At 69.6% G+C, this 20,370-nt stretch carries 21 protein-coding genes; 13 read left to right on the top strand and 8 right to left on the bottom strand.

Features of this window, described 5'->3' with window-relative positions:
• Window positions 1-2: 2 nt before the first annotated feature.
• Together frr and ABD989_RS03550 are read left to right on the top strand one after the other, a co-directional pair.
• Window positions 3-560, top strand: a complete 558-nt coding sequence (gene frr / locus ABD989_RS03555; RefSeq protein ID WP_246995432.1) for a ribosome recycling factor — start codon at window positions 3-5, stop codon at window positions 558-560.
• Window positions 557-1,399, top strand: coding sequence for a phosphatidate cytidylyltransferase (locus tag ABD989_RS03550; protein ID WP_246995434.1), 843 nt, complete (start codon window positions 557-559; stop codon window positions 1,397-1,399). The genes frr and ABD989_RS03550 overlap by 4 nt, the downstream gene beginning before the upstream one ends.
• A 21-nt stretch (window positions 1,400-1,420) precedes the next feature.
• Here the strand turns inward: ABD989_RS03550 and ABD989_RS03545 are convergent, their stop codons facing one another.
• Complete coding sequence (locus ABD989_RS03545; RefSeq protein ID WP_246995437.1) at window positions 1,421-1,801, bottom strand: LapA family protein; 381 nt, start codon at window positions 1,799-1,801, stop codon at window positions 1,421-1,423.
• Window positions 1,802-1,832: 31 nt separating this feature from the next.
• Between ABD989_RS03545 and rlmN the strand changes: the two genes are divergently transcribed.
• A complete protein-coding gene (rlmN, locus tag ABD989_RS03540; protein WP_246995439.1) occupies window positions 1,833-2,939 on the top strand; it encodes a dual-specificity RNA methyltransferase RlmN in 1,107 nt (368 codons plus the stop codon).
• Window positions 2,940-3,068: 129 nt separating this feature from the next.
• Here the strand turns inward: rlmN and ABD989_RS03535 are convergent, their stop codons facing one another.
• Entirely contained in the window at window positions 3,069-3,335 is a 267-nt protein-coding gene (locus ABD989_RS03535) for a DUF2631 domain-containing protein (protein WP_345312443.1), read from the bottom strand.
• Window positions 3,336-3,416: 81 nt separating this feature from the next.
• Between ABD989_RS03535 and dxr the strand changes: the two genes are divergently transcribed.
• The 6 genes from dxr to ABD989_RS03505 all read left to right on the top strand — a co-directional run bounded on the left by dxr (window position 3,417) and on the right by ABD989_RS03505 (window position 10,631).
• Window positions 3,417-4,586 carry a 1-deoxy-D-xylulose-5-phosphate reductoisomerase gene (dxr, locus tag ABD989_RS03530; RefSeq protein ID WP_246995443.1) on the top strand — a complete coding sequence of 390 codons (1,170 nt, stop codon included), beginning with the start codon at window positions 3,417-3,419 and terminating at the stop codon, window positions 4,584-4,586.
• 44 nt (window positions 4,587-4,630) lie between these two features.
• Window positions 4,631-5,839: a M50 family metallopeptidase gene (locus ABD989_RS03525; protein WP_345312442.1), complete on the top strand. Its 1,209-nt coding sequence runs from the start codon at window positions 4,631-4,633 to the stop codon at window positions 5,837-5,839.
• Window positions 5,840-5,855: 16 nt separating this feature from the next.
• Window positions 5,856-7,007 (top strand): flavodoxin-dependent (E)-4-hydroxy-3-methylbut-2-enyl-diphosphate synthase, encoded by a 1,152-nt coding sequence (gene ispG, locus ABD989_RS03520; RefSeq protein WP_246995455.1) that lies wholly within the window; start codon window positions 5,856-5,858, stop codon window positions 7,005-7,007.
• A 43-nt stretch (window positions 7,008-7,050) separates the two neighbouring features.
• A complete protein-coding gene (locus tag ABD989_RS03515) occupies window positions 7,051-7,887 on the top strand; it encodes a GNAT family N-acetyltransferase (protein WP_246995457.1) in 837 nt (278 codons plus the stop codon).
• Window positions 7,888-7,918: 31 nt separating this feature from the next.
• Window positions 7,919-9,721, top strand: a complete 1,803-nt coding sequence (locus tag ABD989_RS03510; protein WP_246995459.1) for a penicillin-binding transpeptidase domain-containing protein — start codon at window positions 7,919-7,921, stop codon at window positions 9,719-9,721.
• A 76-nt stretch (window positions 9,722-9,797) separates the two neighbouring features.
• Window positions 9,798-10,631, top strand: a complete 834-nt coding sequence (locus tag ABD989_RS03505) for a hypothetical protein (protein WP_345312441.1) — start codon at window positions 9,798-9,800, stop codon at window positions 10,629-10,631.
• A 3-nt stretch (window positions 10,632-10,634) separates the two neighbouring features.
• Here ABD989_RS03505 and ABD989_RS03500 read toward each other — a convergent pair whose 3' ends face one another.
• Genes ABD989_RS03500 through ABD989_RS03490 form a run of 3 tightly spaced genes read right to left on the bottom strand, consistent with a single transcriptional unit; the run spans window position 10,635 to window position 13,496 of the window.
• On the bottom strand, window positions 10,635-11,420 hold the full coding sequence (locus ABD989_RS03500) for a heme ABC transporter ATP-binding protein (RefSeq protein WP_425556467.1): 786 nt from the start codon (window positions 11,418-11,420) through the stop codon (window positions 10,635-10,637).
• Window positions 11,421-11,424: 4 nt separating this feature from the next.
• Window positions 11,425-12,498, bottom strand: coding sequence for a FecCD family ABC transporter permease (locus ABD989_RS03495; protein ID WP_372493291.1), 1,074 nt, complete (start codon window positions 12,496-12,498; stop codon window positions 11,425-11,427).
• An 11-nt stretch (window positions 12,499-12,509) separates the two neighbouring features.
• Entirely contained in the window at window positions 12,510-13,496 is a 987-nt protein-coding gene (locus tag ABD989_RS03490) for a heme/hemin ABC transporter substrate-binding protein (protein WP_345312440.1), read from the bottom strand.
• A 106-nt stretch (window positions 13,497-13,602) separates the two neighbouring features.
• Between ABD989_RS03490 and map the strand changes: the two genes are divergently transcribed.
• From map to ABD989_RS03475, 3 genes are read left to right on the top strand one after another with little or no spacing between them, the layout of a single operon-like run.
• The gene (gene map, locus ABD989_RS03485; RefSeq protein WP_246995465.1) at window positions 13,603-14,466 is read left to right on the top strand and encodes a type I methionyl aminopeptidase; all 864 of its coding nucleotides are present in this window, start codon (window positions 13,603-13,605) and stop codon (window positions 14,464-14,466) included.
• Between the two features lie 13 nt (window positions 14,467-14,479).
• Entirely contained in the window at window positions 14,480-15,295 is an 816-nt protein-coding gene (locus tag ABD989_RS03480; protein WP_345312439.1) for a flavin-containing monooxygenase, read from the top strand.
• A 48-nt stretch (window positions 15,296-15,343) separates the two neighbouring features.
• On the top strand, window positions 15,344-15,550 hold the full coding sequence (locus tag ABD989_RS03475) for a hypothetical protein (RefSeq protein ID WP_345312438.1): 207 nt from the start codon (window positions 15,344-15,346) through the stop codon (window positions 15,548-15,550).
• Here ABD989_RS03475 and ABD989_RS03470 read toward each other — a convergent pair.
• Complete coding sequence (locus tag ABD989_RS03470) at window positions 15,547-16,923, bottom strand: protein kinase domain-containing protein (protein ID WP_345312437.1); 1,377 nt, start codon at window positions 16,921-16,923, stop codon at window positions 15,547-15,549. The two genes, ABD989_RS03475 and ABD989_RS03470, sit on opposite strands and share 4 nt — an antisense overlap.
• Before the next feature lie 65 nt (window positions 16,924-16,988).
• Here ABD989_RS03470 and ABD989_RS03465 point away from each other — a divergent pair, with 65 nt between their 5' ends.
• Window positions 16,989-17,816 carry an alpha/beta fold hydrolase gene (locus ABD989_RS03465; protein WP_345312436.1) on the top strand — a complete coding sequence of 276 codons (828 nt, stop codon included), beginning with the start codon at window positions 16,989-16,991 and terminating at the stop codon, window positions 17,814-17,816.
• 20 nt (window positions 17,817-17,836) lie between these two features.
• Here the strand turns inward: ABD989_RS03465 and ABD989_RS03460 are convergent, their stop codons facing one another.
• Together ABD989_RS03460 and ABD989_RS03455 are read right to left on the bottom strand one after the other, a co-directional pair.
• Window positions 17,837-19,240, bottom strand: coding sequence for a mycothione reductase (locus tag ABD989_RS03460; RefSeq protein ID WP_345312435.1), 1,404 nt, complete (start codon window positions 19,238-19,240; stop codon window positions 17,837-17,839).
• Window positions 19,237-20,232, bottom strand: a complete 996-nt coding sequence (locus ABD989_RS03455) for an alpha/beta hydrolase (RefSeq protein ID WP_345312485.1) — start codon at window positions 20,230-20,232, stop codon at window positions 19,237-19,239. Before ABD989_RS03455 ends, ABD989_RS03460 begins: the two co-directional genes overlap by 4 nt.
• Window positions 20,233-20,370 lie beyond the last annotated feature (138 nt).

Below are 20,370 nucleotides of genomic sequence, written 5' to 3'. Positions count from 1 at the left end.
TGATGATCGACGACGCTCTGCTCGACGCTGAAGAGAAGATGGATAAGGCGGTCGACCACCTGCGCGAAGACCTGCAGTCCATCCGCACCGGTCGCGCCAACCCGGCGATGTTCAACAAGATCATGGTCGAGTACTACGGTGCGCTGACCCCGATCACCCAGGTCTCGAGCATCAACGCGCCCGAGCCCCGCCTGATCGTGATCAAGCCGTACGAGCAGTCGATCATGAAGGACATCGAGACCGCGATCCGCAACTCCGACCTCGGCGTGAACCCGACCGACGACGGCAACGTGATCCGCGTGTCGATCCCGCAGCTCACCGAGGAGCGGCGTCGCGAACTGGGCAAGCAGGCCCGCGGCAAGGGCGAGGACGCCAAGGTCGCGGTGCGCAACGTGCGTCGCAAGGCCGTCGACGAGCTCAAGCGCATCCAGAAGGACGGCGAAGCCGGCGAGGACGAAGTGGTGCGCGCCGAGAAGGATCTGGACAAGACCACCCACGGCTACACCGAGCAGATCGACGAACTGGTCAAGAACAAGGAAGCCGAGCTGCTCGAAGTATGACCGCACCCGCGCAGTCGAAGACGTCCCGCGCCGGCCGCAATCTCCCCGCCGCCATCGGTGTGGGCGTCGCGCTCGGCGCCGGACTCATCGCCGTCCTCGCGTTGGCCCCCCGCGTGTGGTTCGGGGTGGTCGCGGTGGCGATCGCGATCGCCACCTGGGAGGTGGCCAAGCGGCTGCGCGAAGGGGAGCGGGAAGTCGCGCTGATTCCGCTGCTGGTCGGCGGGCAGGCGATCATCTGGTGTACCTGGCCGTGGGGTCTGACCGGCGGCCTGGTAGCCGTCGGCGGCACCGCGCTGGCGGTCCTGGTGTGGAAGCTGTTCGCGCAGGGGCTCACCGAGGCGCCGCGCGAGTACACGCGTGACGTCTCACTGTCGTTGCTGATCCTGGCGTGGTTGCCGCTGATGGCGATCTTCGCCGTCGACATGGTGCAGCAGGAGGACGGCCGGTACCGCGTCTTCACCTTCCTGATCGTGCTGGTCTGCTCGGATGTCGGCGGCTACGCCGCGGGCATCCTGTTCGGTAAGCACCCGATGGTGCCGGCGATCAGCCCGAAGAAGTCGTGGGAGGGCCTGGGCGGTTCGCTGGTGCTGGCCACCGCGGGCGCCGTCTGCTGCAGCATCTGGCTGCTCGACACGCACTGGTGGATCGGCATGGTCCTCGGCCCGGTACTGGTGATCGTCGGCACGTGCGGCGACCTGATCGAGTCGCAGATCAAGCGCGACCTCGGCATCAAGGACATGGGCACCATGCTGCCCGGCCACGGCGGTCTGATGGACCGCATCGATTCGCTGCTGCCCGGCGCGTTCATCACCTGGGCGATCCTCACCGCCCTGATGTGAGCCCGTCCGCGGGTAGAACGGCTAGTTCTGCTCCTTGCGGGCCTTGTCGACCTTCTTCAGGGCCCGGTGCAGCTCCACCATGCGTGCGGCGCTGATCGCGACGGTGATGATCGCGCCGAGGATGGCCGCGATCAGCAGGCTCACGCCCACCGGCAGGTTGATCTTCCCGAAGATCAGGTCGATCTCCTGGGAGTCCTGGTTCTGCAGGATGAACAACAGCAGGAGGATGGTGACGATCAAGCCGACGATCCACCCGAAATAGGTGGCGCGCGAACGCGTGTGCTTGACGCGATGAGCCTCGTCGACCTTCGGCTCGGGGCGTGGAGCGGGGGCCGCAGCGGGCTGCTCGGCCGCGGTCGGCGGGGTCAGCGGCAGGTCGGCGTCAGGATCGCGAGAGGTCACGCCCTCATCATGGCATGAGACAATGGACGTCGTGAGTAGCCTTCCCCTCGTGTTCAACGCCCCGGCGCGCGGTAAGCCGCCGTTGCATTTCGCCGACCTCGACGAGGCCGGCCGGATCGCAGCCGCGGAGAAGCTGGGGTTGCCCAAGTTTCGGGCGAATCAGCTGGCCAAGCAGTATTTCGCGCGCCTGAACGCCGACGCGACGGAGATGACCGACTTGCCGGCAGCCATCCGCGAAGAGGTGGGCGAGGCCCTTTTCCCGACGCTGATGACGCCGATCCGGCATGTCGCGACCGACTCGGGAACCACGCGCAAGACCCTGTGGCGACTGCACGACGGCACGCTGCTCGAATCGGTCCTGATGCGCTATCCGGAGCGCAACACGCTGTGTATCTCCTCACAGGCCGGCTGCGGCATGGCCTGCCCGTTCTGCGCCACCGGCCAGGGCGGTCTGGACCGCAACCTGTCGACCGCGGAGATCGTCGATCAGGTCCGCGCCGCGGCGCGCGCGCTGCGCGACGGCGACCTGGGGGAGCCCGGACGGCTGTCGAACATCGTCTTCATGGGGATGGGCGAGCCGCTGGCCAACTACAAGCGCGTGGTCGACGCGGTCCGCAAGATCACCTCGCCGGAACCGAACGGTTTCGGCATCTCGGCCCGGTCGGTGACCGTCTCGACGGTGGGCCTGGCGCCGGCGATCCGACGGCTCGCCGATGAGGGCATTCCGGTGACCCTGGCCGTCTCGCTGCATACGCCCGACGACGAACTCCGCGACACACTGGTGCCGGTGAACAACCGCTGGCCTGTTGCCGAGGTCCTCGAGGCGGCGCGCTACTACGCCGACACCACCGGTCGACGAGTCTCCATCGAGTACGCGCTCATCCGCGATGTGAACGATCAGCCGTGGCGCGCGGACCTGCTGGGTGCCAAGCTGCGGAAGGCATTGGGCCAGATGGTGCACGTGAACCTGATTCCGCTGAACCCGACGCCGGGTTCGCAGTGGGACGCGAGCCCGAAGGACGTCGAGCGGGAATTCGTTCGCCGCGTTCAGGAGCAGGGCGTGTCCTGCACCGTGCGCGACACGCGTGGGCAGGAGATCGCCGCGGCCTGCGGCCAGCTGGCGGCCGAAGAAGGCTAGGGCGTCGCACGCCCCGAATACCTAGTCCGCCATACACAGTCCGAACACGCGAATGCTCACCAGCCGCCGATGGGAGGCTGGTGAGCATTTTCTTCGGTGTAGGTCACGCCGTGACCTATACCGGTACGGTTAAGCGCGCTTCCAGGCGTTCTTGCGGGGGCGCATCTTGAAGGCTGCGTATCCGATCAGCACGACGCCGATGACGATCAGCCAGATGTCTTCGACACGGCCGACGTGGTTGCCCGCCAGCATGCCGAACATGATCAGACCGCTGATGAAGGCGGCGATCGCGTAGGTGCGGGGAGCGGTGCCGGACCAGCCGAAACGTGCGGACGGGGCCTCGGGATCCTCCCGAACCCAGCCGGTATCGATGGTGTCGACCTCGGTGCTTGCCACAGGAACTCCTCGGTGTTCGGCAACTGCGGACATTTCGCAGACTGACAGGGCATAAGCATAACCCGAGCCTCGTGCGCCACAATGGCGGGTGTGACGACGCGCGTGTTGATCTTGGGTTCGACCGGTTCCATCGGAACGCAGGCCCTGGAGGTGATCGCCGAACATCCGGAGGTGTTCGAGGTGGTCGGCCTCGGGGCGGGCGGCGGGAGCCTCGATCTGCTGACCCGGCAGGTGGCCGAGACGGGCCTGCCCCCCGAGGCGCTCGCCGTCGCCGATGCGGGCGCCGCCGGGGTGCTGGCCGACCGCGTCGGCGGCCCGGTCTTCGGTGGCGAGGACGCCATGGTCGAGCTGATCGAGAACACCGAGGCCGATGTGGTCCTCAACGGTGTGGTCGGCTCCATCGGGCTGGCCCCGAGCCTGGCCGCACTGCGGTCCGGGGCTCGTCTGGCCCTCGCTAACAAGGAGTCGCTGGTGGCCGGTGGCCGGCTGGTGCTCGACGCGGCCGCGCCCGGCCAGATCGTGCCGGTGGACTCCGAGCACTCGGCGATCGCGCAGTGCCTGCGCGGTGGCACCGCGCAGGAGGTGGACCGGCTGGTGCTCACCGCGTCCGGCGGACCGTTCCGCGGCTGGACGGCCGAGCAGGTCGCCGGCGTCACACCGGAGCAGGCCGGTCGGCATCCGACGTGGTCCATGGGGCCGATGATCACCCTCAACTCGGCGACGCTGGTGAACAAGGCGCTCGAGGTGATTGAAGCGCACCTGCTGTTCGACGTGCCGTACGACCGGATCGATGTGACCGTGCACCCGCAGTCCATCGTGCATTCGATGGTCACCTTCGTCGACGGCGCGACCCTCGCGAAGGCGTCCCCGCCGTCGATGAAACTGCCCATCGCGCTGGCCCTGGGCTGGCCGGACCGGGTTCCGGGGTCGTCGACGCCGCTGGACTTCTCCACCGCCTCGTCGTGGACGTTCGAACCGGTCGACGAGGACGTCTTCCCGGCGATCCGGGTGGCGCGGCAGGCCGGTACCGCGGGCGGGTGCCTCACCGCGATCTACAACGCCGCCAACGAGGTGGCCGCCGAGGCGTTCTTCGCCGGCGCGATCGCCTTCCCCGACATCGTGGCGATCATCGCCGACGTGCTCGCGCAGGCAGATCAGTGGTCGGCGCAGCCAGGTACTGTGGAAGAGGTATTGGCAGCCGATCGGTGGGCGCGCGCATGCGCAGCAGCCCTGATCGCGCAGCGGTCGTGATCAAGTGACGGTAAGGCAGGACCGGAGAAGGTGAGTTCCGAGAAGTGAGTTTTGTTCTCGGCGTGGTGCTGTTCGCACTCGCTCTGCTGATCTCGATCGCCTGGCATGAACTCGGCCACATGTGGGCCGCCCAGGCGACCGGCATGAAGGTACGTCGCTTCTTCGTCGGCTTCGGGCCGACGGTCTGGTCCACCAAGCGCGGGGAGACCGAATACGGCCTCAAGGCCGTGCCGCTCGGCGGGTTCTGCGACATCGCAGGCATGACGCCGTACGACCAACTCGCCGAGGAGGACCGCGAGCGGGCGATGTACAAGCAGTCCACGTGGAAGCGCCTGGTGGTGCTGCTGGCCGGTCCCGCACAGAACTTCCTCCTCGGCTTCGCGCTGGTCGTGGTGGTCGGCCTCGGCTGGGGCCTGCCGGTCCTCGGCGACGCCCCGGTGCACGCCACCAGCGTCGGCTGCGTGGCCCCGTCGACCCACCCGGACGGCACGCTCGTAGACTGCACCGGTCCCGGCCCCGCGGTCGCGGCCGGTGTGCAGCCGGGCGACCGCATCCTGGCCGTCGACGGCCAGACGGTGAGCGGTTCCACCGACCTGATCACCCGCGTGCAGCAGTCGACGGACTCGGTCCGGCTCACCATCGAGCGCGACGGCGTCCAACAGGACCTGACGGTCCCGGTGACGCAGGTGCAGCGGATGACCCGCAACCCGGACAAGACGCTGTCGCCGGTCGAGGTGGGCGCGATCGGCGTCGGCCTGGAACAGACCACGCAGAACCACTACAACGCGCTCACCGTGTGGGGCGGCGCGGCGTCGTTCACCGGCGACATGTTCGCCGAGACCTACAAGGCGCTCATCGCGCTGCCGTCGAAGATCGACGATCTGTGGACCGCGGTGACCGGCGGCGAGCGCGCCGTCGACACCCCGGTCAGCGTGTGGGGAGCATCGGTCACCGGCGGGCAGGCCGTGGAGCACGGCTACTGGGACGTATTCTTCCTGCTGCTGATCAGCGTGAACTTCTTCCTCGGCGCGTTCAACCTGGTGCCGCTGCTGCCGCTGGACGGCGGGCACATGGCGATCGCCCTGTACGAGCGGATCCGCGACACCGTGCGCGGTTGGTTCGGCAAGGCCAAGGCCGGTCCCGTGGACTACTACAAACTTCTGCCGCTGACCTATGCGGTAGTCGCGGTGATGGGCGCCTTCATGGTGCTGACCCTCACCGCCGACATCGTCAACCCGATACAGATCTTCTGATCGCAAGGAGCTGAACATGAGCGGACCGATCGGACTCGGACTGCCCACCCCGCCGCCGGTACTGGCGCCGCGTCGTAAGACCCGACAGCTGTCGGTCGGCGGCGTGGGCGTCGGCAGCGACTCGCCGATCTCGGTGCAGTCGATGTGCACCACGCCGACGCACGACGTCAACGCCACCCTGCAGCAGATCGCCGAACTGACCGCGGCCGGCTGCGACATGGTGCGCGTGGCCTGCCCGCGGCAGGAGGATGCCGACGCGCTCGCCGAGATCGCGCGTAAGTCGAAGATCCCGGTGATCGCCGACATCCACTTCCAGCCCAAGTACATCTTCGCCGCCATCGACGCCGGGTGCGCCGCGGTGCGGGTGAATCCGGGCAATATCAAGGAGTTCGACGGCCGCGTCAAGGAAGTGGCGCAGGCCGCCGGTGCCGCAGGCATCCCGATCCGCATCGGCGTCAACGCCGGCTCCCTGGATCCGCGCCTGATGGCCAAGTACGGCAAGGCGACCCCGGAGGCGCTCGTCGAGTCGGCGCTGTGGGAAGCGGGCCTGTTCGCCGAGCACGGCTACGAGGACCTGAAGATCTCGGTGAAGCACAACGACCCGGTGATCATGGTGGAGGCCTACCGCCAGTTGGCCGCGCAGTGCGACTACCCGCTGCACCTGGGCGTCACCGAGGCCGGACCGGCCTTCCAGGGCACCATCAAGTCGGCCGTCGCCTTCGGCTCGCTGCTGGCCGAGGGGATCGGCGACACCATCCGCGTGTCCCTGTCGGCGCCGCCGGTGGAGGAGATCAAGGTGGGCGACGCGATCCTGCAGTCGCTGAACCTGCGTCCGCGCAAGCTGGAGATCGTGTCGTGCCCGTCGTGCGGCCGCGCACAGGTCGACGTCTACAAGCTGGCCAACGAAGTGACCGCCGGGCTCGAGGGCCTGGAGGTCCCGCTGCGCGTGGCCGTGATGGGGTGCGTGGTGAACGGACCGGGCGAAGCACGTGAAGCCGACCTCGGTGTGGCCTCGGGCAACGGTAAGGGCCAGATCTTCGTCAAGGGCGAAGTGATCAAGACGGTCCCCGAAGCCAAGATCGTGGAGACCTTGATCGAAGAAGCGATGCGCATCGCCGCCGAGACGGGGGAGACTGGGGAGGGATCCCCGGTGGTGACGATCAGCTGACACACGCTCGGGGGTTCGGTAGGAACCGGTAGAGGAGAGGGTCGTGCTGGGACTACTGCGTGATCGGCCGCTCGGGTCTCGCGATGCCGCCGCGGTGAGTCGCGCATTGGCCGTCGACCCGGTGTCCTCGGTCATGGTGGCCGCGCGCGTGGAAGCCTACGGACTGTCGCCGCGGTTCCTCGGCGGCCAGCTGTGGACCGCCGACTGCCCGGAGTCGTCGCTGTGTTTCGCCGGTGCCAATCTGATTCCGTTGTCCGGGACTGCCGCCGACCTCGATCATTTCGCCGAGCGGGCCCTCGCTGGGGCGCGGGTCTGCACCTCCGTGGTGGGTCCCGATCACCTGGCGCTGCCGCTGTGGGAGCGGCTGGCCGCGCACTGGCCGCAGCCGCGGGAGATCCGCGCCGACCAGCCACTGCTCGCGCTGGACGGTTATCCGGACGTCCCGGTCGATCGTGAGCTCCGGCTGGTCACCGCGGCGGACCTGGACGTCTACTTTCCGGCCGCCGTCGCGATGTTCATCAGCGAGGTGGGCGTGGATCCCTGCGCCGGCGACGGCGGTCGCTCGTATCGTCGACGGTTGGCGTCGCTGATCGCCGCACGCCGGGTCTTCGCCCGGTTCGACGGACCGCGAGTGGTCTTCAAAGCCGAGATCGGCGCGCTGTCGCGCCGCGTCGGCCAGATTCAGGGCGTGTGGGTGGACCCCGAGTTCCGCGGCCGCGGGCACGGCGTCGCGGGAACCGCAGCGGTGGCCGCCGCGATCGCCCGGCAGGGCCGCATCGCGAGCCTCTACGTGAACGGGTTCAACACCGTCGCCCGCGAAACCTATCGCCGCGTCGGTTTCCGGCAGGTCGGCACGTTCGCCACCGTCCTGATCGACTGACCACCGACGACGCAACCTAAGATCAGCGGCGATGGCTCATCTGAAACTGCGGACCGTTGCGGTCGCGCTCATCCTGGCGCTGGTCGGCGCTCTCGTCGCCTGCAGCTCCGAGGACGACGGCCCGCGCCGCATCGCGCAGGACTTCCTGCGCGATTTCGCCGCCCAGGACTTCGCCGCGGCCGCCGCCCGGACCACCGCGCCCGGGCGTGCGGAGCCGGTGCTGAGTGCCGCCTGGGCGGGCCTGGAAGCCGAGGGGATGAGCGCGCGCATCGGCCGGGTGCGGATGGACCAGGACATCGCCGACGTCGACGTGACCTACACGTGGACGCTGCCCGGCAAACGCGAGTGGACCTACCCGGCGACGGTGACCATGAGCCGCAGCGACGCGGGCTGGTCGGTGCGCTGGGCGTCGACCGATGTGCATCCCGCCCTCGGTGCCGACCAACGGCTGGCGCTGTCGACGTTCGCGCCGCCGCGGGCCGCGGTCAACGAGGCCGACGGCAGCGAAGTGATGGGCACCGGCACGGTGGTCGCGATCAGTTTCGACGCCGGCGAGGCCGCGGCGCAGGGTTCGGTGGTCGACTCCGCAGCACGGCTGGTCACCGTCCTGGGACCGTTGATTCCGGGGCTCACCGTGCAAGGCCTCGCCGAGAAGGCGACGGCCAGCGCCGAGCCGCTGCCGCTCGGGACCATCCCGAGTGCCGACTTCGATCGCCTGCGCGATCAGCTCGCCGTCCCGGGAGTGGTGACCCAGGATCAGGCGGTACTGGTGAACCGGGCGCCCGGCTTCGCGACCGCGGTGCTCGATCAGGTCCGGACCCGCGTCGCCGACGACATGGGCGGCGAATCGGGCTGGCGGATCTCGGTGCTCAACCCCAACGGGCTGGTGGCCGACGTACTGGAAGACCATCCGGCGGTACCGGCGCCCGCCGTCGCCTTGACGCTGTCGCGGTCGGTGCAGGACGCCGCGCAGCGTGCGGTGAACGTCGTCGGGCGGCAGGCGATGATGGTGGTGCTGCAGGCCTCCACCGGCAAACTGCTGGCGATCGCGCAGAACCCAGCTGCCGACCGCGGAGGACTGCTGGCCACCATGGGCACCTATCCGCCCGGTTCGACGTTCAAGATGGTCACCTCCGCGGCGGCGATGAGCGCCGACATGGTGACGCCCACCTCGATCGTGCCGTGCCCCGGCGAAATTCAGATCGGGCCGCGTCTGATCCCCAACTACAACGGCTTCTCGCTGGGACCGGTGCCGCTGCAGCGCGCCTTCGCGAACTCGTGCAACACCAGTTTCGCGGACTTGGCCGCGCGGATGGGGCCGTCGGACCTGGCGCATGCCGCGGCGGCCATGGGGCTGGGCGCCCACTACGACATCGCCGGTATCGACTCGGCCGCCGGGTCGGTCCCGATCGAGCCGGATCTGGTGCTGCGCGCCGAAGACGGCTTCGGCCAGGGCACCGTGCTCTCCACGCCGATGGGTATGGCGATCGTGGCGGCGACGGCCGCCACCGGCAAGGCTCCGGTGCCGGTGCTGATCAACGGTCGCGACACGAAGGTGGTGGGTCCGCGTCCGGAGCTGAATCCGGAGGTCTACGCAGCGCTGCGCCCCATGATGCGGGCGGTGGTCACCGAAGGCACCGCGACCTCGATCGGCGGCGTCGGCGCCGTGTACGGCAAGACCGGTGAAGCCGAGGTGGCCGGCGGGTCGCACGCCTGGTTCGCCGGATACCGCGGTGATCTGGCCTTCGCCACCCTGATCGTGCTCGGCGGCGACTCCACCAACGCCGTCAACGTGACGCGCGACTTCTTCTCGCTGCTGCCTCCCGGTCGCTGAGAAGGCTCTCAGGTTATTGTTTTCGCAACGACACCGACGGGCCGACCGCCGGTGCGTCGACGAGAGGACGACACGCATGAGTGGACCGAATCCGTACGGGGGACAGCAGCCCGGGGGAGAGCAGCCTGGTGGCCAGCAGCCCGGCCACGGTCAGCAGCAACCCGGCTACGGTCAGCAGCAGCCCGGTTACGGTCAGCAGCCGCCCCCGCAGCCCGGCTACGGTCAGCAGCCGGGTTACGGTCAGCAGCCGCCCCCGCAGCCCGGCTATGGCCAGCAGCCCGGTTACGGTCAGCAGCCGCCCCAGCAGCCCGGTTTCGGCCAGCAGCCGCCGCAGCAGCCGGGTTACGGTCAGCAGCCCGGCTTCGGGCAGCCGCAGGCATTCGGCCAGTCGCCGATGCCGGCGGCGGGCGGAGCGGCCGGTGTCGGCCTGATGTCGGGAGCCGCGGCACCCGCCTACTGGGCTTCGGTGGGCTTCGGATTGCTGGCGTTCATCTGCGCGTTCCTGCCGTGGGCCACGGTGTCGGTCAGCTCCAGCATGTTCGGGCAGTCCGCGAGCCAGAGCGAGACGGTCAGCGGCCTGGACGGTGACGACGGCATCTTCACGCTGATTCTGGGCCTCATCGCCGCCGGTCTGGCGCTCGGTGCGCTGTTCGCCGCAGCCCAGGTACCGGTGCTGAAGATGGTGGCGGCAGTCGGCTCCATCGTCACCGGTGTGATCATCGCGGCCATCTCGCTGTACGACATCATCGACATCGCGAGCATGGCCGGTGACCTGGAGGACGCCATGCCGGGCCTGGCGGCGGAAGTCGACGCCGGATCTAGTTTCGGTCTGTGGTTCACCCTGGTGGCCGGTGTGGGCCTGGTGGCCGCGGGCGGGTACGCCCTGACGCTCGTGCGTAAGAACGCCTGAGAACTACGCAGACCGGTCCGGCGAGACGATGAGCTCGCCGGACTCGGGATGTCGGGCCACCGTGACGGGGTGATCGTAGGTGGTGCTCAGCAGCTCCGCCGTCATCACCTCGTCCACGGTGCCGTCGGCCAGGATACGGCCGCCCTTCATCACCGCGACGTGGTCGGCGTAGGCCGCCGCCAACGACAGGTCGTGCACCATCAGCACCACCGTGGTGCCTGCCGCCGCGCGTTCGCGCAGAATCCGGAGCACATGTTCGGTGTGCCCGATGTCGAGCGCGGCGGTCGGTTCGTCGAGCAGCAGGATCGGAGTGTCCTGCGCCAGCGCACGCGCCAGTGACACTCGTGCCTGCTGGCCGCCGGACAGCTGGGGGAACGGTCGGTCGACCAGATCGCCGATCTCGCACGCCGCGATGGCGGCGTCGATCAGTTCTTCCGAGTGCGCGGCCTCCGGGCTGCGCAGCCACGGGTAGCGCCCGAGTTGTACTACTTCACGGACCGTGAACGGGGTGTCGGTCCGATTGAGCTGGGTCACCAGCGCGCGGTGGCGCGCCAGTTCGCGCGTGGGGATGTCGGCGAGGTCGCGCTGATCCAGCAGCACACGACCCGATTTCGGGGTGCGGACCCCGGACAGGATCGACAGCAGCGTCGACTTACCGCAGCCGTTGGGGCCCACGAGCGCGGTGATCTGCGCGGGCGCAGCGGCGAGGGTGACTCCGTGCAGGACGGGTCGGCCGCCGAGGTCGATGTGGATGTCGCGGGCGGTCAGCGAGAGGCCGGTGGCGGACACGATCTCACCACCCGGCCTTCGAGGTACGACGCAGCAGGATGAAGAACACGGGACCGCCGATCAGCGAGGTCAGCATGCCCAGCGGCAGTTCGCCGGCGGTCATGGTGCGGGCCGCCAGGTCGGCGGCGGCGATCGCGAGCGCCCCGCCGAGCACGGACGCAGGCAGCAGGACGCGATGGCGCGGACCGACCAGCAGCCGCATCACGTGGGGCACGATCAGACCTACGAACATCACGATGCCGGTGAAGGCCACCGCGCCCGCGGTCAGGATCGCCACCAGGACGATCACCTGGCGGCGCACCAGCTCCACGTTCACGCCGAGTGCGGCGGCCTGGACATCGCCCAGGGCGAGCAGGTCGAGCTTGTTCACCAGGACCATCGACGCGGCGATCGCGGCGATCACCAGCGGTGCCACCACCTGCACCTGTCCCCAGGTGACGGCCCCGGCCAACGAGCCGAGCTGCCAGAAGACGATCTGCTCGCGGGTCGCGGTGGAGGCGATTGACGTCAGGTAGGCGATGATGCCGAGCGCGAAGGCGTTCACGGCGATACCGGTGAGGACGATCATCACCGTCGAGGTGCCGCCGTCGCGCATCGACAGGACGTACACCGCGAACGTGGTGAACAGGCCGAACAGTGCGGCGGCGCCGGCCACCGCCCAGCCGTTGGTGTCGCTGCCGCCGAGCACGAAAACTAGGCAGGCGCCGACCGCGGCACCCGAGGAGACGCCGATGATGCCCGGCTCGGCGAGCGGGTTGGCCAGCATGCCCTGGAGCAGGCAGCCGCCGGCGCCGAGCGCTGCGCCCACCAGAATGCCCAGCACGATGCGCGGGAAGCGGGACACCCACAGTGCGTCCTCGCCCTGCTGGCTGGGTAGGGGGCCGATGTTCAGATGCCAGTGGTGGGCGATGGAGCCGAGCACCTCGCTCGGGGCGATGCGGATCTGTCCGGTGCCCGCCGAGATCACGACGACGACGACCAGCAGAAGCAGGGTGGCGGCCAGCACCCAGGCGGCGCGACTCCAGCCGGTCGGCGCACGCAGAGCGGCTTGCCGCCGGGCGCGCTGCCGGTTGCGGATCGCCGTATCGGTCACTGGTAGATGGCCTTTCCGAGCGCTTGCAGAACCAGACCGGTATCCGGACCGAAGGCCAGTAACTGGGTCTCGTCCATGGCGATGATGCGGCGGGCGCGGCCGGCGCGGGTGCCCGCGATGGCGGGCAGTTCGGCCACCTTGTCGATACCGCCGACGGTGTCCGCGCCCTGCGTCATCACCAGGATCACGTCGGGGTCGGCGCGCATGAGCGATTCCGAGCTGACCGTGGTGAAGGGGGCGGTCAGGCCGGCCTCGGTACCCGCGTCCCGGCCGCCGAGCGCTTCGATCAGGTCGTCGGCTCCGGAGTCGGGGCCGGCCAGCAGGATCAAGCGCTCGCCCCGGATGTAGAGGAAACCGATGCTGGGATCGCCGGTGGGATCGGGCAGCGACCGTTCGGCGGTCGCGATCTGCTCCTGCGTGCGGCGCACCAGTTTCTCGCCTGCCGCCTCCGCGCCGAGGGCGGCGGCCACGTCGCGGATCAGCGCGGGGGTGGCGGCCACACTGCGCTCCTCGGTGAAGGACACCACGTCCGCCTGCGTGGCGCGTAGCTGGCCGAGCACGCCCTTCGGGTTGGCGTCGGTGCCGGCGAGGATGATGGTGGGCTTCTGCGCTAGCACGCGTTCGACGTTGATCGCGTGCCCCGGGTCGGTCACCACCGGCAGGTGGTGGACCGACGGGAAGGTGGTGGAGCGGTCGCGGCCGACGAGGTTCGGGCCCAGGCCGAGTGCGTACACGATGGCGCCGAGGGTGCCGTTGCGGTCGAGGGCGATGATGCGCTCGGCGCGCGGAGCGAAGGCGGGATCGGTCTCCACCGGCACCGGATCGTCGCTCGGCAAGGTCACCACCTGCGGGCCGTCCTTCAGGTGCGCGGCGGTCGGTGCGGAGCGGTCCTCGACGTTCAGCGGCGCCGTCGTACAGCCTGCAACGAGTGCGACGACCACGGCGAGGAAGATTCCCAGCAGGGGGCGACGAGCAGACGGCACGGGGGATTCCTTTGGGCGGGCGGCAGATCCAGCGGCCGGAATGAAGCAGCCGGTGGTTTAGGACTACCTTACCTACCCTTTGTACCGACCCGTAGAATGGGTTGTCATGACCGTTCGTGCCCCTCTGCAGCCCGGAGTCGTCGCCCCGACACTGTCGGTGCCCTCCGCCATCGCCCGTCCCGAGTACGCCTGGAAGGCGACCGTTCAAGAGGGCAGTGAGCCGTGGGTGCAGACCCCGGAGACCATCGAAAAGGTTCGGGTAGCTGGCAAGATCGCGGCGAACGCGTTGGCCGAGGCCGGTCGCGCGGTGGCCCCCGGCGTCACCACCGATGCGCTCGACCGGATCGTGCACGAGTACCTGATCGACCACGGCGCCTACCCGTCGACGCTGGGTTACAAGGGCTTCCCGAAATCGTGTTGCACCTCACTCAACGAGGTGATCTGCCACGGCATCCCCGACTCCACGGTGATCGAGGACGGGGACATCGTGAACATCGACGTGACCGCGTACCTCGACGGCGCGCACGGTGACACCAACGCGACCTTCTTGGCGGGCGACGTGTCCACCGAGCACCGGGACCTGGTGGAACGCACCCGCATCGCCACCGAACGGGCGATCAAGGCGGTTCGCCCGGGCCGCGAACTCAACGTCGTGGGCCGCGTGATCGAGGCCTACGCTCATCGTTTCGGCTACCAGGTGGTGCGTGACTTCACCGGGCACGGCATCGGTGAGACGTTCCACAACGGCATGATCGTGCTGCACTACGACCAGCCCGACGTCGACACGATCCTCGAGCCGGGCATGGTCTTCACCATCGAGCCGATGATCAATCTGGGCGGTCTGGACTGGGAGCAGTGGGACGACGACTGGACCGTGGTGACCACCGACCGCAAGTGGACGGCGCAGTTCGAGCACACCCTGGTCGTCACCGACACCGGCTCGGAGATCCTCACCCTGCCCGACGCGTGAGGTGCGCGCCGCGGTGAAGGTCGATGTCGTCGTCATCGGGGCCGGACAGGCCGGGCTGTCGGCGGGTTTCCATCTCGCCCGACGCGGGTTCGTTCCCGTCGGCACCGGTACCGGCGAGCCGACGTTCGTGATCCTCGACGCCGGCAGCGGTCCCGGCGGGGCGTGGCGGCACCGGTGGGAGAGTCTGCGGATGTCGACGGTGAACGGCATCTTCGATCTGCCGGACTTCCCGAAACCGCCGATCGACCCGTGCGAGTCCAGCCGGGATGCGGTGCCCCGCTACTTCGCCGACTTCGAAGCCCACAGCGAGCTACCGATCCGGCGGCCGGTCACGGTCACCGCGGTGCGCCGCGTCGACGACGATCACGACGGTGATCTCCGGGTCGAGACGTCCGCGGGCACGTGGACGGCGCGCGCGATCATCAACGCCACCGGCACCTTCAACAATCCGGTGCTGCCCGAGTACCCCGGGCACGACCGCTTCCTCGGTCGCCAGCTGCACTCGCGGGACTACGTCGACGCCGACGCGTTCACCGGGCAGCAGGTGGGCGTGGTGGGCGGCGGGATCTCGGCGCTGCAGCAACTGGCGGAGATCTCGCGGGTCGCCACGGTGCACTGGTACACCCGCCGCGAGCCGGTCTTCCTCGACGGCGACTTCCGCCCCGAGGTGGAGGGGCGGGAGACCATCGCCAAGGTGACCGCCGACGTCGTCGCCGGCCGGCCGGTCTCCAGCGTGGTGAGTTACACCGGGCTGCTGTGGACGCCGTACGCGATCGACGCCGCCGGTCGCGGAGCGCTGGATCGCCGCCCCATGTTCACCGCACTCTAACCCGGCGGCGTACGGGAGGCCGACGGCTCGTTCACCGCGCTCGACACGGTGCTGTGGGCCACCGGCTACCGCGCCGACCTGAAACACCTGGACCCGCTGGGGTTGCGCAACGAACTCGGCGGCATCGCGGTCGACGGCACGCGCGTGCGCGACGAGCCGCGCGTGCACCTCATCGGTTTCGGCCCGTCGGCCTCCACAGTCGGTGCCAATCGGGCCGGTCGCGGTGCCGCCCGCGAGGTGGCCCGCAGGCTCTAGGAGAGTTCGTCGCCGACGCAGAGGGTGGAGACGGCGGCGCTGGTGCGGCCGGTGGCCTGCTCGGACCGGGTCACCGCCGACTGCGATGCCTGCGCCCGGGTCTCGCCTGCGGCGGCGTAGTAGCCGAAATCGGTGGCCGAGGTCCCGGTGGCGTGCGCGACGGCCGCGCAGCCGGACGTGAAGGTGACGTGGCCCCAGGAATCGTCGTAGCCGTGGGTGGCCGCCGCCGCCAGCAGTGCCGAGGTGCTGTCGTAGTTCTTGAACCGGACGACCCGGCCCTCCGGACTCACCACCAGACCCCAGACCTCGCTGGGCGCCGCGCTGGTGCTGGGCGTGACGCGCACGGTACTGGTCGCGGCGGCGGGCGGGTCGCCGCCGTCGTCGCGCGTGGCCAGCACGATCGCGGCGATGATGACCCCGAGTCCGATCACGATGGTGAGCGCCGACAGCGCCAGCGTCGCGGTGGAACGACGGGACGAGGCCGCCGGCGGCGCCGGCGGGAGCGGCGGCTCGGTGAGGCCGGGGACCGGCCCGACGCGCGTGTGCCGCCGCGTCGGCGGTCCGTGCCCGGCCAGGGCGGCGGCGAACTCGCGGCACGACGGATACCGCTGGGCCGGATCCTTCGCCAGCGCGCGGGCGAAGACCTCGTCGAGGTAGGCGAGGGCGGGGTCGGCGGCGCTGATCGACGGCGGTTCCCCGTGCAGGTGGGCGTGCAACAGGGCCGCGGGGGACTGGCCGGCGTACGGCGGGCGCCCGGTGAGCAACTCGTAGGCGGTGCATGCCAGCGAGTACTGGTCGGCGGCCGGACCGCTGCCGTGCGGGCCCGCGGTCTCCGGGGCCGCGTAGGCGAGGGTGCCGACGAACGAGCCGGCCGCGGTCAGCGACGTCGCCCCGGCGAGTCGGGCGATGCCGAAGTCGAGGACGGTGACCCGATCGATCTCGCCGTCGGGGCGGCGCGTCACCATCAGGTTGCCCGGCTTGACGTCGCGGTGCACCACGCCGCGGGCGTGCGCGTAGTCGAGGGCTTCGCCGGCCTGCCGGGCGATCTCGGCCACCTGCGGCACCGGGAGGCGGCCGATGCCGGACAGGTCGCGGCCCTGCAGGTACTGCATGGTGAACCAGGGGCGGTCGTCGGTGATGCCGTGGTGGTAGACGGTGACGATGCCGGGATGGTCGAGCGAGGCGACGGTGCGGGCCTCCGCGGCGAACCGGGCGGCGAAGTCGCCGTCGGCATCGAGGTTGAGCACCTTGAGGGCCTCGCGGCGGCCGAGGTGCGGGTTGACCACGAGGAACACTCTCCCCATGCCGCCTCGGCCGAGCTCGGACTGCACGTCGTAGCCGGCGAAGGCGCGGCCGGGCACCGGACCGGTCATCTACTTTCCTCCTGCTTCGGCGTGAACGAGGCTGATGATATCGGTGACCCCCTAAGCTGGCTGTCGTGGAATCGGAACATCTGAAGGTAGAGCACGACGGACTGGTTTTCGACGTACACCGCAGCGGCCCGCCCCGGGGCCCGTGGGTGGTGCTGCTCCACGGCTTTCCGGTGAACTCGAGTTGCTACGACGCGGTGCTGCCGCGCGTGCACGACGCCGGGCTGCGCACCCTGACCATCGACCAGCGCGGTTACAGCCCGGGCGCCCGACCGGAGGCGGTCGAGGACTATCGCTTGGACAAGCTGGTCGACGACGTGCTCGGGGTCCTCGGACACCTGAACATCGCCTACTCGATGCTCGTCGGACACGACTGGGGCGGCATCGTCGCCTGGCATCTGGCCGCCAAACATCCCGAGCACTTCACCGGTCTGGTGGCGATCAGCACCGGGCATCCGTCGGCGATGGCCGCGGCGCTCGCCGAGGGCGACGATCAGCGCACCCGCTCGGCCTACATCAAGAACTTCGTGGCCGACGGCGCCGAGGCGGTGCTGTCCGCGCGCAACGGCGTGATGCTGCGGCGCGCGGGTGTGCACGCCGACGAACTGGGCCCGATCCTGGCCCCGGACGGGCTGCGCGGACCGCTGAACTGGTATCGCGCCAACTTCACCGGCGACATCGCGAAGACGCTGGCCTGCCCGCCGGTGGACGTGCCCACCACCATGCTGTGGAGCGACGCCGACGCCGCGCTGGGCCGGGAGCAGGCCGAGATGAGCGGCCGTTTCGTCTACTCCGACTTCCGATTCTCGGAACTGGCCGGCGTCGATCATTGGGTGCCGCAGCGCGCCCCGGAGGCGGTGGCCAGCGAGATCGCGCTGCGGTCGGCCCAATTCTGACGGTCAGCCGGGGCTGACGGTCAGTCCAGTTCGAGTCCGAGGAGGGCGTTCTCCAGGACCTCGGGCAGCGCCGGATGGATCCAGTACTGGCCCCGGGCCATGTCCGCCGCGCCCAGCCCGAAGGACATCGCCTGAATGGCAGGCTGAATGATCGACGACGCCTGCGCGCCCAGGATGTGCACCCCGAGCAGCAGCCCGGTGTTGCGGTCGGCGATCACCTTGCAGAAGCCGACGGTGTCTTCCATCGCCCAGCCGTAGGCGACGTCGCCGTAGGCCTGCACCTTCACCGTGATGTCGTATCCGGCGGCGACCGCCTGATCCTGGGTGAGACCGACCGTGGCCACCTGGGGGCGGGTGAAGACGGCGGCGGGCACGTACTGGTGCGCGAAGGTATCCAGGTTCTCGCCGTCCCAGCCCTTGAGCAGATTGGCCTGCACCACGCGCTGTTCCTGATTGGCGACGTGCTTGAGCTGATACGGCGACGACACGTCGCCCAGCGCCCAGACGCCCCGCGCGGCGGTGCGGCCGTGTTCGTCGGTCGACACCCGGCCGTCGTCGGTCAGTTCCAGGCCGATGGTGTCCAGGGCCAGCCGGTCGCCGTTGGGCGTGCGGCCGGTGGCCACCAGCAGGACGTCGACGTCGAGATGTGAGCCGTCCTTGCAGACCAGGCGCACGCCGCCGCCGGGCAGCGAGGAGGCGGCGGCGATGTCGGTGTTGAGCCGGACGTCCCACTGCTCGCTGACGACCTCGGTGAACCGGGTGCTCAGCTCGGTGTCGAGCTTGCGCAGGAGTCGCGGTCCGCGCGCGATGGTCGACACCTGCGTGCCGAGACCGGCGAAGACGTGGGCGAACTCGCTCGCGATGTAGCCGCTGCCCAGGATCGCCATGGTGCCGGGCAGTTCCGGCAGCCGCATCACGTCGTCGTTGGTGTAGTAGCGCACCCCCGACTCGGCGATCACGTCCGGGATCTGCGGGCGGGCGCCGGCGGCGATGACCACCTCGGTGGCCAGCACCACGTCGCCGTCCGCGGTGACCAGGCGGTACCGACCGGCCTCGGCGTCGCGGCCGTCGAAGACCACGTGCGAGGAGTAGACGGTGATGTTGTCGCAGTCCTCGATGCGGTAGCGCTTGCCGCCCGCGGAGATCGGGTCGATGCGTCCGAACACGCGGTCGACGATGTCGGGCCACCGGACGGTGGCGGGTGCGGTGTCGAGGTTGTAGGTGCCGGCGCCGGCGATCGCTTCGGCGACGTCGGCAGCGTAGACGAACATCTTGGTCGGGATACAGCCCACGTTCAGGCAGGTCCCGCCGTAGATGCTCTCCTCGAAGATCGCGATGGAGGTCTGCGCGAACCGGTCGTCGGGCAGCGAGTTGCCGCTGCCGGAACCGATGATCGCGAGGTCGACCAGCTGCGGTGCGCTCATCGGGCCGCCTCCACGTCGGCGGTGCGGTCGATCTGGGCGGGCCGGTCGACGTGGGCGGCCAGCCAATCGCCGACCACGGCGTAGGCATGCTCGCGCGGATCCCGCAGGGACAGGAACACGTCGTGCCGGGCGTCTTCGATCGCCACCGACAGCACGTGGCGGCCCAGGAACGGCGACCAGCGAGCGATGTGGTTCACGTCGAGCACGCAGTCGGCGGTATCGACGGCGACGTCGTAGTTCTTCCGGAAGCGGGTCTTGTCCGACCGCAGCGACAGCACCGGGACGCCGACGTCGAGGCCGGCGTGGACGGCGAGGTGACCCTTGCGGATCGCACTGAGCCAGCCGAAGCGGGGGCCGAACCCGCCCAGCGGCTTGCGTTCGAGGTCGTAGGACCATTCGCCGTGGGCCGACTCGTGCAGGCTCTCGCCGTAGGAGGCGGACAGATCACGGGGCAGCGGGGCGGTGCCGCGCAGGCGACCCACGGCCGCCAAAGCGCGGGCGGCGGCACCGGTGCGCAGTACCGCCTCGCCTTGCAGATCGAGCCATGGACTGTTGAGAAGCAGGCCGCTGACCTGCGCATGCCGGGCTGGGTCGGTGCGACGCAGCCGGTCCAGCCACAGCGGGGTCACCAGTCCGCCGGTGGAATGGCCGACGACGACCACCCGGTCGGCGCCGCCCGTCTCGGCGAGGTCCCCGGTGACGATGTCCAGCGAGGCGTTGAGCTCCTCGTCGTAGATCGCGAGGTCGGAGACGTAGTGCGGCGTGTGGTGCGCGGTCCACGAGCGCCCGCACTTGCGCAGATCCAGCGCGTAGAAGGCGTAACCGCGGTCGGCGAAGAACTCGGCGAGCGCGGTCTGGAAGAAGTAGTCGGTGAAGCCGTGCACGTACAGCACCGCGCCGTTCCGGGCGGGGGCGGCGTCGACCCGACGGACCAGCGTCGCGCTGATCGGGTCTTCGCCGTCGGGATCCGGCCCGAGGGGCAGGGTCAGCATCTCGTAGGTGTCCAGGAACTGGTCGGGGCGCCAATGATGCGCGGGCCGCTCGGTGCGGGAGGAATCGGTAATGCTCACGGCCTACACAGTAGTTACGTGCGCGCGCCAGGGTCGTTCGGCGTGTCATGCATCCCACAA

This window comes from Gordonia alkaliphila, from assembly GCF_039542465.1.
Lineage (GTDB): Bacteria > Actinomycetota > Actinomycetes > Mycobacteriales > Mycobacteriaceae > Gordonia > Gordonia alkaliphila.
Note: the sequence above shows the minus strand (reverse complement) of the source record. Positions and strands in the feature narration are given on the sequence as shown.

Bases quoted from the DNA above. Each gene is read 5' to 3' on its own strand.
- frr (WP_246995432.1), top strand. From the start codon at position 3: ATGATCGACGACGCTCTGCTCGACGCTGAAGAGAAGATGGATAAGGCG.
- ABD989_RS03550 (WP_246995434.1), top strand. From the start codon at position 557: ATGACCGCACCCGCGCAGTCGAAGACGTCCCGCGCCGGCCGCAATCTC.
- dxr (WP_246995443.1), top strand. From the start codon at position 3,417: ATGGCGGGTGTGACGACGCGCGTGTTGATCTTGGGTTCGACCGGTTCC.
- ispG (WP_246995455.1), top strand. From the start codon at position 5,856: ATGAGCGGACCGATCGGACTCGGACTGCCCACCCCGCCGCCGGTACTG.
- ABD989_RS03510 (WP_246995459.1), top strand. From the start codon at position 7,919: ATGGCTCATCTGAAACTGCGGACCGTTGCGGTCGCGCTCATCCTGGCG.
- ABD989_RS03505 (WP_345312441.1), top strand. From the start codon at position 9,798: ATGAGTGGACCGAATCCGTACGGGGGACAGCAGCCCGGGGGAGAGCAG.
- map (WP_246995465.1), top strand. From the start codon at position 13,603: ATGACCGTTCGTGCCCCTCTGCAGCCCGGAGTCGTCGCCCCGACACTG.
- ABD989_RS03470 (WP_345312437.1), bottom strand. From the start codon at position 16,923: ATGACCGGTCCGGTGCCCGGCCGCGCCTTCGCCGGCTACGACGTGCAG.
- ABD989_RS03460 (WP_345312435.1), bottom strand. From the start codon at position 19,240: ATGAGCGCACCGCAGCTGGTCGACCTCGCGATCATCGGTTCCGGCAGC.
- ABD989_RS03455 (WP_345312485.1), bottom strand. From the start codon at position 20,232: ATGCTGACCCTGCCCCTCGGGCCGGATCCCGACGGCGAAGACCCGATC.